Annotated in this window: 11 protein-coding genes and 1 pseudogene; 8 read left to right on the top strand and 4 right to left on the bottom strand. The window is 60.5% G+C overall.

Features of this window, described 5'->3' with window-relative positions:
• Positions 1-96: 96 nt before the first annotated feature.
• Entirely contained in the window at positions 97-726 is a 630-nt protein-coding gene (locus ACX12D_RS38455) for an RNA polymerase sigma factor (protein WP_459377012.1), read from the top strand.
• 117 nt (positions 727-843) lie between these two features.
• On the opposite strand, the gene ACX12D_RS38450 is transcribed toward ACX12D_RS38455, so the two are convergent.
• Positions 844-1,365: a hypothetical protein gene (locus ACX12D_RS38450; RefSeq protein WP_459377011.1), complete on the bottom strand. Its 522-nt coding sequence runs from the start codon at positions 1,363-1,365 to the stop codon at positions 844-846.
• 47 nt (positions 1,366-1,412) lie between these two features.
• Positions 1,413-1,691, bottom strand: coding sequence for a ribbon-helix-helix protein, CopG family (locus ACX12D_RS38445; protein WP_459377010.1), 279 nt, complete (start codon positions 1,689-1,691; stop codon positions 1,413-1,415).
• A gap of 397 nt (positions 1,692-2,088) precedes the next feature.
• Here ACX12D_RS38445 and ACX12D_RS38440 point away from each other — a divergent pair, with 397 nt between their 5' ends.
• On the top strand, positions 2,089-2,526 hold the full coding sequence (locus ACX12D_RS38440; RefSeq protein WP_459377009.1) for a universal stress protein: 438 nt from the start codon (positions 2,089-2,091) through the stop codon (positions 2,524-2,526).
• A gap of 131 nt (positions 2,527-2,657) precedes the next feature.
• The gene (locus ACX12D_RS38435; protein WP_459377008.1) at positions 2,658-3,080 is read left to right on the top strand and encodes an ACT domain-containing protein; all 423 of its coding nucleotides are present in this window, start codon (positions 2,658-2,660) and stop codon (positions 3,078-3,080) included.
• Positions 3,081-3,221: 141 nt separating this feature from the next.
• Here the strand turns inward: ACX12D_RS38435 and ACX12D_RS38430 are convergent, their stop codons facing one another.
• Positions 3,222-3,515 (bottom strand): hypothetical protein, encoded by a 294-nt coding sequence (locus ACX12D_RS38430; RefSeq protein ID WP_459377007.1) that lies wholly within the window; start codon positions 3,513-3,515, stop codon positions 3,222-3,224.
• Positions 3,516-3,716: 201 nt separating this feature from the next.
• Positions 3,717-3,920: a CopG family transcriptional regulator gene (locus tag ACX12D_RS38425; protein WP_267600412.1), complete on the bottom strand. Its 204-nt coding sequence runs from the start codon at positions 3,918-3,920 to the stop codon at positions 3,717-3,719.
• 149 nt (positions 3,921-4,069) lie between these two features.
• On the opposite strand from ACX12D_RS38425, the gene ACX12D_RS38420 reads away from it, so the two are divergent.
• The 5 genes and pseudogenes from ACX12D_RS38420 to ACX12D_RS38400 form a co-directional block, all read left to right on the top strand.
• Positions 4,070-4,450, top strand: a complete 381-nt coding sequence (locus ACX12D_RS38420) for an HPr family phosphocarrier protein (protein WP_459377006.1) — start codon at positions 4,070-4,072, stop codon at positions 4,448-4,450.
• Positions 4,451-4,487: 37 nt separating this feature from the next.
• Positions 4,488-5,303, top strand: coding sequence for a fused MFS/spermidine synthase (locus tag ACX12D_RS38415; RefSeq protein WP_459377005.1), 816 nt, complete (start codon positions 4,488-4,490; stop codon positions 5,301-5,303).
• 65 nt (positions 5,304-5,368) lie between these two features.
• Positions 5,369-6,514: a DUF1275 domain-containing transporter gene (locus ACX12D_RS38410; RefSeq protein WP_459377004.1), complete on the top strand. Its 1,146-nt coding sequence runs from the start codon at positions 5,369-5,371 to the stop codon at positions 6,512-6,514.
• A gap of 148 nt (positions 6,515-6,662) precedes the next feature.
• The gene (gene rpoD, locus ACX12D_RS38405; RefSeq protein WP_459377003.1) at positions 6,663-8,519 is read left to right on the top strand and encodes an RNA polymerase sigma factor RpoD; all 1,857 of its coding nucleotides are present in this window, start codon (positions 6,663-6,665) and stop codon (positions 8,517-8,519) included.
• Positions 8,520-8,523: 4 nt separating this feature from the next.
• Positions 8,524-8,736 (top strand): annotated as a pseudogene (locus ACX12D_RS38400) (sigma-70 family RNA polymerase sigma factor); the annotation flags it as partial.
• Positions 8,737-8,807 lie beyond the last annotated feature (71 nt).

Genomic DNA, 8,807 nt, shown 5'->3' with positions numbered 1-8,807 from the left:
ACGCGATGTTCCCGGCCTTTACCCGCACCGCGGGGGCAGGGCGGGAACCCCTTTGCCGACTTGACCCTTCGCCGACGAACACAGAAGCAGTCCGCCATGGCCATGAACATCCTGTATGACCTGGAAGCCCCTGAGGGGGACGAGGGAGATGAGGCGGCGAACGAGCCGCTGGACGAGGCGCAGCGCCGCATCCAATTGCAGGGCTTCCTCACCGCGAACTACGGCCTGCTGCGGCGCAGGCTGGCGCGCCATCTGGGTTGTCCCGACATGGCCAGCGAATGCCTGCACGACGCCTGGCTGCGTCTGGGTGACATGGACGTGCGCACGGCCGTGCGCAACCCCGAGGCCTACGTCTACCGCGCGGCCTGCAATGTCGCCATGGACCGCATGCGCAGCAACCGGTCCTGGCAGTTCACGGGCGATGCCGGCGCCGAGCTTGAACACCTCATGGACCCAGCGCCCGGTCCGGACCGTGTCGCCGAAGCCCGCCGCGACCTGGCAGCGGTGGAGCACACCATGCAGCGCCTGCCGCGCCGGCAACGCGCCGTCCTGATAGCCCTGCGCATCGACGAGATGACACGCCAGGAAGTAGCCGCCCGCTTTACCTTGTCACTGCGCAGCGTGGACACCGCGCTGCGTCAGGCCCTTTTCTACTGCGCCGAGAACACCGGCCAGGATGTGCACGCAGGGGTGAGCACGCCCCGGCGGCGTGCCCTGCGGCCGTAGCGGGCACAACCCTGAAACATGACCCTCCACCTTGGATGGGCTGCCTCCTGGCTGCGGCGGAAACTGGCCCTGCCGCCGCGCTGGCCTGCTGTCCAACGATGGGCGAGGGGCGGAGGCCTACAGCCGCGACGACGCCAGCCGCGCGGCGAGCCCAAGGAAGACCACTCCCGCAAACGCTCCACTACCCAACGAACCTTGCCCAGAGCGCCACATGAACGACGACAGCGCCATGGTCTCCCACATGACCATGAAGGAGTAGGCGTCGTCGGCCAGGATGACACCGGCCATGCTGGCCAGGAACAGGTGATATACCAGGCACAGCAAGCCTGGCGGCATGCCCTCGCCCTTGCGGAAAACTCCGGCTGCAAATATGGAGATGTCCACCGCAGCACCACCGATCACCATTAGGAAATAGGCGGAGAGGCTGTCGAGCCGGATGTGGAAGGGCAGTGCTGGCAGTCCAATAGTTAGCACGGCGACCTCGGGCGTGCCAAGCACAGCGGCAAGTGCCAGGCCGAAAAGCGCCAGCCCAAGCAATCCGCCGGGCGGGAAAAGAACGCGAGACACCAGGGTCAGCCGCTGCACAGCGGCAACGCCTGCGGCCCCGACGAGCAACCAAGCCCCCACAACAACAAGCATCCAGTCAATATGGGCCAGTGTGCGACAGGGGGCACGTTGCTCATGGCCTAGGCCTTGCGACGTGTGGCGCGCCGTCTGGTGGGGGGAGGCGCTTCGGGCTGCGCCGGCGCCTGGGCTTGCGGCGGTGTTCCGCCGTCAGCGGGCTCAGTATTGCCCACGTGCGACCCGCTGGGCACGTACTGGACCCCATGTTGAGCGAGGTATTCGCGGATGAGCTGACGCACCACCTGCGATGCCGTCAGATCCTGTTGTGCGCAAAGGCGCTCGAAAGCGGCCTTCTTGTTGGGATCGATGAGCAGCGTCATCCGAGCAGTCTTGATCTCCATGGCGCCTCAACATGCCAATACGATGGTCAGATGCGTCACATCATACATGAACGCCATGCGAGCCAAAAGTGCTTGCCGCCACCGCAGCTCACCGTTAACGAAGCGGCGGCAAAGATTGCTAATTGCCTGCGACAACCTAGCATACGGGATGAAGATTGCATATGCTATAGAACCTAATGCGATGCAGTAACAGTGTAATCTCCATGTTAATCTTATTAACATATTCCGTACCAAAATGACCTTGTGCGCAGGCGCGCCCTAGCCGGTCTTTGGAACCTTTGCTCACGTGGCATTTCGCGAGAATCCTCATCTGCCTGAGGGTGACGAGGCGTGATCGATAGGGAACGGTGATCGACTCTTTCGATGGTCTCGAATCCTGGCAGACAAGGAGAAAGATATGTTTACGCATCTTCTGCTCGCAGTCGATGGCTCTTCTCTGTCCGATGCCGCCTGCCATAAGGCGCTTGCCCTTGCGCAGCAAATGAACGCCCGGGTTACGGCGCTTCGGGTTGGCCCGAACTACCATGTTCTGACCTATCACACTGAAATGCTGACGGACACCCGAGAGCGTTTCACGCAGGAATCCTGGGAGGAAGCCACGAAATATCTGCAGGGCGTGGCGCAGGAAGCCGCTGCCGCAGGGGTGCCCTGTGATACGACGTATCTGGTCAACGATCACCCGTACGAAGCCATCATCAAGACGGCCGAGGATAAGGGCTGTGATCTGATCGTGATGGCGTCGCATGGGCGGCGCGGCGTGCAGGGACTCGTGATCGGCAGTGAGACGCATAAGGTCCTGACTCACAGCAAGATCCCTGTGCTGGTGTATCGCTAGGCGCCATGGCATCAAGGCGCGTTAGGCATGCCATGGGCGTTGATTCGCTTGGAAGCAAGCCGCGACAGGATAAGGAACCGACCGGGGTAGTGACCATTTCCACCGGCCGTGTGGAGGACGGAGACGCGACCATGGAACTGCTTGTGGAACAGGTGGAGGTTTGGGTGGCAGGGATTCCGGATAAGCCCGGCGGACTGGCCGGGGCCTTGGCCCCCTTGCGCGATGCGGGAGCCGACCTGCAACTCATCATCGCGCGGCGCAATCCGGACAAGCCTGGCGAGGGCGTTATATTTGTCACCCCGCTACGGGGTGATAGGGAGATCGTGGCAGCCGCACTGGCGGGCTTCAACGCGACACAAACGCTGCACTGCGTTCGTGTGATGGGGATCAACCAACCGGGTATCGCATCGGCGCTGACGGAGAAGCTTGCCGAAGCGGGTATGAATCTGCGCGGGTTCTCCGCTTCGGTGATCGGTACGCAGTTTGTTGCCTATGTCGCAGTCGACTCGCAGGCGGAAGCCAATAAGGCAGTTGAGCTTCTCCAGACTGCTTGAGGTTCCACGACCAAGCACAAAGGGGCGCGATGGAGGCCGATGAGATGTATTTCACATGGCCCGCTGAAGGGGCATTGATATGCGCTCCTGCGGCACCAAGGCCTATTGCCGAACTCGGCGCGTCGACACCGGCGCCATTGATCATAGGCTCGTCCTCAGCCCAATGCGTCGCAATAGTGCCTGAACAGCGGCTGTGGCGACGTCGTCCGTTTCTTTTACGTCCTTGAGCACCGTCTGAATCCGGAAGGCCAGCGCTTCGGCAAGCCTTGCTGCAGTGGCGCGCAGCGGACAAGAGTCGCCTCTCGCGTAAAGGGCAACATCTCTGAGCAGAGCGTCACCCCGATAGATGACCACCAGCACCTTCGGTTGGTAGCTACCGTCGTCGAGCGCTTTTGCGCGTGGCGTGACGCGATAAGTAACCGCCGGCTTGTACATGAATGTCCCCCGATAGTTGCCAGACCCTGGTTCCGGTCTCGGCATGCCGTAAAGCCAAGGATGAGCTTGAGGCCAGCACCACGCATGGAAGGCCCCGATTGGGGCGGTAGGCATCTCGGGATGCCTCGCAGTGGTCATTGCCAGTGCGATGCCGAGGCCGACCTGCAGGGTGAGGCTGGAAATCCGCTATGCGGGCATCGGTCACTCGCGGTCTTTCTTAGCCAGAACCGTGGCGCCAACCTGGGGCCGGGTGGCATAGACCACCCCATGCTGCTCCAAATAGTCGCGGATCAACTGTCGCACCACCTGCGACGGCGTCTGATCCTGCGCCGCGCACAGGGTTTCAAAGGCTTTCTTCTTCACGGGGTCGATCAATACGGTGAAACGGGCGGTCTTGGATTCCATGCGCTCTAGAATAGTATTGTATGATAATAGCATTATCATTATATACAACTGTGCGGACCGATGCAGCCTGTGGTTACATGGCTTCATGTCCCAAGATGTTGGCCCCCGACAGAAGCCTGGAAGGCATGGAAAGCCTCGCGATGTGAGCTATGGTGCGCTCGCTGGCATTGTTCGTGCATACCCAGGCGAGCTTGTTTGGCTGTTTGGCCAACGGTGGCAAGTCAGAAGGCCTAATGTATGCAAGTTGCTTAGAGGCCGCTTTTTTATTTGAGGGCGACGTGGTAGACGCGACAATTGAAATAACCAATCGCACGGGCTTGCAAGGTCGCGGCTCAGCGCGGCTAAGCTTTACCGCCGCCCAGTTCGAGTCCGAGATTCTGCTTGTCAGCAATGATTGCTCGGCGAACGCCAAGAATGTGATGGACGTGATGGGGCTCTCGGCGCGGGCGGGGACCCAGGTGCGTATTCAGGCCACCGGCCCGGATGAAGTCGCTGCCGTGCAAGTCATCGCCGCGCTGCTGATGGAGTGATGAATTGAATACCACCACGCCTGATCGAGCTCCCCACATGGACCCCAATCGCACGTCCTTTGAAGCCTACTTAAAGTTTCTCTCCGAAGCCCCTGACGACGGCACCCCGACTGTGCTGGAAACCCCGCTTGCGCTTTCACTGCATTTCGATGCGCTGGCGACCCAGAGCATCATGTCGCGGCATGACCCCGACAAGCTTGTCCTCGGCTACACACGGACGATGATGGCTTTTCTGCTGCTGCAGCCGGCACCCACCAGGATCTCGATGATTGGCCTGGGCGGGGGATCATTGCTCAAGTATTGCTATCGGCATCTTCCGCAGGCTAAGGTTGTTGCCATTGAAATCGATCCGGCAGTGATCGCCTTGCGCGATACGTTTCACATTCCGCCCGACGACGAGCGGCTCGAAGTGGTCTGCGCGGATGGCGCCGAGTATGTCAAGAGTCAGGACGCGCGGCCGGAGGTCATCCTGGTGGATGGCTTTCTCGCCCATGGCATGCCGGCGCAACTGGGGAACGCCGCCTTCTACGCAGCGTGCCATGCGCGGCTCGCCGACGACGGGGTATTGGTGGCCAACTACCTCGACAGCGATACCGATATCCCGTTCTACATGGAAGAGATCCGTTCGGTGTTCGGCGAGTCATTTTCCATTGCCCTGTCCGAGGACAGTTGCAACTACACGCTGTTCGCGTGGAAGGGGGCGCGGGCGCTTCCCTCCCAGGACGAGTTGCTGACGCGGGCTCGCATCCTGGAAACCACGCATCCGCTGAATTTGCGATCGGCCGCGCGTCGCCTGAAACAGGGCAAACGGCTCGCGTCAGATCACACATTCTGGCAAAAGCTCACGGGCTGATGAGCTTGCGGGCCGATGTTGGATAGACACGGTCTGAACCGAAGGTAACGCCCACCGATGCGACCATGCCGATCCGATACTTGCGCAGACTGACTGGAAGGGAGCGCAGTCCAGAAGCCAACCGGCAACTGGCGCGTTATCTTGCCTTTGTGGCGGGCGCCACCAATGCAGGCGGATTCTTGGCGGTGCAGCAGTACACCTCCCATATGTCGGGCATCGTGTCTGCCATGGCCGACAATCTGGCGCTCGGCAGTGTCGGGCTCATTCTGGACGGCCTCGGTGCCTTGTTATCGTTTCTGGCGGGCGCGGCCTGCTCTGCGATTTTGATCAACTGGGGGCGGCGCGAGCGCCTGCACAGCGAATATGCGCTGCCTTTGATGCTGGAGGCGGCGTTGCTGGTATGTTTTGGTCTGCTAGGCAGCAATCTCGAACATCACGAATGGCTGTTCGTGCCGGCGACGGTCATGGTGCTTTGCTTCATCATGGGGTTGCAGAATGCCATGATCACGAAGCTCTCGAAGGCCGAGATCCGGACCACGCATATCACGGGGATGGTCACCGACATCGGCATTGAACTGGGTAAGCTGCTCTACTGGAACCTGGCCAAAGCCGATGCTGCCAAGCCCATTGTGCTGGCCGACCGGAGAAAACTGCGTGTGCTCGTGACGCTGGTCGCACTGTTCTTCACCGGCGGTGTCGTTGGGGCTGTGGGGTTTCGGCATGTCGGGTTCAGCGTCACCCTCCCATTGGCCACCTTGCTGCTCGCCCTTGGCGCGGTACCAGTCATGGATGATGTGCGAATCCACATATTGCGCTCGGATTTCCTCCCGCGGCTGGCCGCACGCGCGCGCGCATGGGCACGCGAGGTCAAGCGAGACGTCCACGCGGTGTGGTTGGCAGCGCGTGATCCTCGCACGCCTTGGTATGCGAAAGCGCTAGCCTTGCTGGTGGCCGCGTATGCCTTATCTCCCATTGACCTGATTCCGGATTTCATCCCGATCCTGGGCTATCTGGATGATGTGGTGCTGGTGCCCCTAGGTGTGTTGCTGGTGGTCCGGTTGATCCCAGCTGAGGTGATGGAACAGCATCGCGCCGCCGCAGCGCTCGCTGCGGAGCGCCCCGTCAGTCGCGTTGCGGTCGTCGTGATTGTTGCGCTCTGGCTTGGCGCGGCCGCGATGGTGGTGGCCTGGTTGGCTCGCCTGCGTGTTTGACTCGAACGCTCGAAGCAGGAGTGACGTACCCACGGTCGGCCAACTTGGTGCCAAATTGGGAACGGCACGATGGCCTGGAGCCATCGATAACGTGCTTGGGGAATGCTGTGAATGGGTGCGCCTCCCGTGCCCGACTTTTGTGTGTCAGATGAACGATAACCAACAAACGAACCTGATTACGCTGATTGCGCTCGGCAAGGAGCGCGGATTCCTGACCCACGGTGAAATCAGCGACCATCTTCCTGACGGCAAGGACCAAGCCAGCATTACCGACAGAATTCTGGCGATGTTGGTGGAGCTTGGCATTGAGGTCGTGGATAGAGCGCCTGCCGACACGATGCTGTTAATCGAGGACGCGCCGGTCTCAAGCTCCGATGAGGCCACATTGGAGGAAGCTACCGCAGCCATCACGCAGAGCGATAACCGATTCGGTCGTACCACCGATCCTGTGCAGATGTATCTGCGGGAAATTGGCGCCGTCCAGTTGTTGACTCGCGAGAACGAGGTAGAGATCGCAACCCGCCATGAAGAGGCAATCATGGAAATGGTTGACGCAATGGCGAGGTGTCCAACCGTCGTCTCCGAGCTCTTAGCCATGGCCGAGCAAGTCGAGCGCGACGAGTTGGCCGTAGATGACCTCGCTGATCACGTCGTCGATGCCCAAACCGTTCCCGCTGACAATCCGGGCACGGATACCGGGTTACGGCTCGACGCCAGAGTAGGTGAGGAAGATGGAGAGCCCGATGATTGCGCCCAGAGTCCGAGCACCGCCTCGGAGGCGACGTCGACTGCCGCTCTGAAGCGTGACGTACTTGAGTGGCTCACCATCGTACGAGCACAGTTTATCGAATCGACCGCATCCCACGGGCCTCATGAAGGTGGCACGCTCCGGGATAGTCAGGCGCTGGCAGCGATTCGATGTGTGCTCGCCAAGCTGCGCTTCAGCCCCATCGCGATTGAGCGGCTCAGCCGAGTCCTCAATGTGCATCTTGAGGATGTTCGTCAAACGGAACGGCGACTTGCTGGGATCTTGATCGGTCAATGCGGCATGACACGCGATGAGTTCGCGCGGCGCTTAAAGGGTCGTGAAATCCAGTTCGACTGGCCGGAAGCGCTTGGGGCGGACTGTCCAACCTCCAACGGTTTGCTTCCGCGGCAGATTCTGGAAATCCAGGCGCTGCAGCAACAACTGCTTGCCATAGAATCTCGCGCCGCTATTTCCCTTGAGGATCTGAGGGAAATCGGCCGGCTGGTGACAGGAGCGCGGGTCAAGGCTCGCCGAGCAAGAGCCGAGATGATCGAGGCTAACCTTCGCCTGGTCGTCTCCATCGCCAAGAAATACGTCAATCGTGGCTTGCCACTGTTGGATCTCATTCAAGAGGGCAACATCGGGCTGATGCGGGCGGCGGACAAATTCGACTTCCGCCGTGGATATCGATTTTCGACCTACGCGACCTGGTGGATTCGCCAGGCGGTGACTCGCTCTATTGCTGACAAGGCACCCACCATCCGTATCCCGATGCACCTCGTGGAGGTCGTTGGAAAAATCAATCGGGCCTCGCGCGAGTGCTTCAGTGAAACCGGAGCAATGCCGACGTCGGATGTCTTGGCGGCCAAGGTGGGGATGAGCGAGAAGAAGATCAAGTCCATTTTAAACGTTGTCAAGCAGCCGGTATCACTTGATATGCCGGTTGGGGAGAGCGGGGATGCGTTGCTGGGAGACACGTTGGCGGACGAGATCACCGCCTCTCCTCTTGATGCGGCAGTTCAAGCGGGGCTCAAGCGGGACCTGGAAGCCGTCTTGTCGACGCTGGGTGCGCGGGAGGCGAAGATTTTGCGGATGCGCTTCGGGATCGGCACGGCGACCGAGTACACGCTGGATGAGATTGGCCTGCAATTCGGCGTGACCCGCGAACGTATTCGGCAACTGGAAAGCCAGGCCCTGCGAAAGCTACGGAAGCCCGAGAGCACCGAACGCCTGAATGCCTATCGCGGCGAGTCATGAATGCCTTCGCCTGGTCGTCTCCATCGCCAAGAAATACATCAATCGTGGCTTGCCACTGTTGGATCTCATTCCAGAGGGCAACATCGGGCTGATGCGGGCGGCGGATAAATTCGACTACCGCCGTGGTTATCGATTTTCGACCTACGCGGCCTTGTGGATTCGCCAGGCGGTGACTCGCTCTATTGCTGACAAGGCACCCACCATCCGCATCCCGATCCCAAGCTTCTCGGCAGCACGCCAGACCATCAGGCCGTCCTCCACGACGGGGGTGCGGACATTCTGATTTGG

The organism is Cupriavidus sp. PET2-C1 (genome assembly GCF_054515855.1).
The sequence above is the reverse complement of the archived record's forward strand: the minus strand, read 5'-3'. Positions and strand labels throughout refer to the sequence as shown.

Coding starts and splice junctions, on each gene's coding strand:
- ACX12D_RS38455 (WP_459377012.1), top strand. CDS start 97: ATGGCCATGAACATCCTGTATGACCTGGAAGCCCCTGAGGGGGACGAG.
- ACX12D_RS38450 (WP_459377011.1), bottom strand. CDS start 1,365: ATGCTTGTTGTTGTGGGGGCTTGGTTGCTCGTCGGGGCCGCAGGCGTT.
- ACX12D_RS38445 (WP_459377010.1), bottom strand. CDS start 1,691: ATGGAGATCAAGACTGCTCGGATGACGCTGCTCATCGATCCCAACAAG.
- ACX12D_RS38440 (WP_459377009.1), top strand. CDS start 2,089: ATGTTTACGCATCTTCTGCTCGCAGTCGATGGCTCTTCTCTGTCCGAT.
- ACX12D_RS38435 (WP_459377008.1), top strand. CDS start 2,658: ATGGAACTGCTTGTGGAACAGGTGGAGGTTTGGGTGGCAGGGATTCCG.
- ACX12D_RS38430 (WP_459377007.1), bottom strand. CDS start 3,515: ATGTACAAGCCGGCGGTTACTTATCGCGTCACGCCACGCGCAAAAGCG.
- ACX12D_RS38425 (WP_267600412.1), bottom strand. CDS start 3,920: ATGGAATCCAAGACCGCCCGTTTCACCGTATTGATCGACCCCGTGAAG.
- ACX12D_RS38420 (WP_459377006.1), top strand. CDS start 4,070: ATGGTGCGCTCGCTGGCATTGTTCGTGCATACCCAGGCGAGCTTGTTT.
- ACX12D_RS38415 (WP_459377005.1), top strand. CDS start 4,488: ATGGACCCCAATCGCACGTCCTTTGAAGCCTACTTAAAGTTTCTCTCC.
- ACX12D_RS38410 (WP_459377004.1), top strand. CDS start 5,369: ATGCCGATCCGATACTTGCGCAGACTGACTGGAAGGGAGCGCAGTCCA.
- rpoD (WP_459377003.1), top strand. CDS start 6,663: ATGAACGATAACCAACAAACGAACCTGATTACGCTGATTGCGCTCGGC.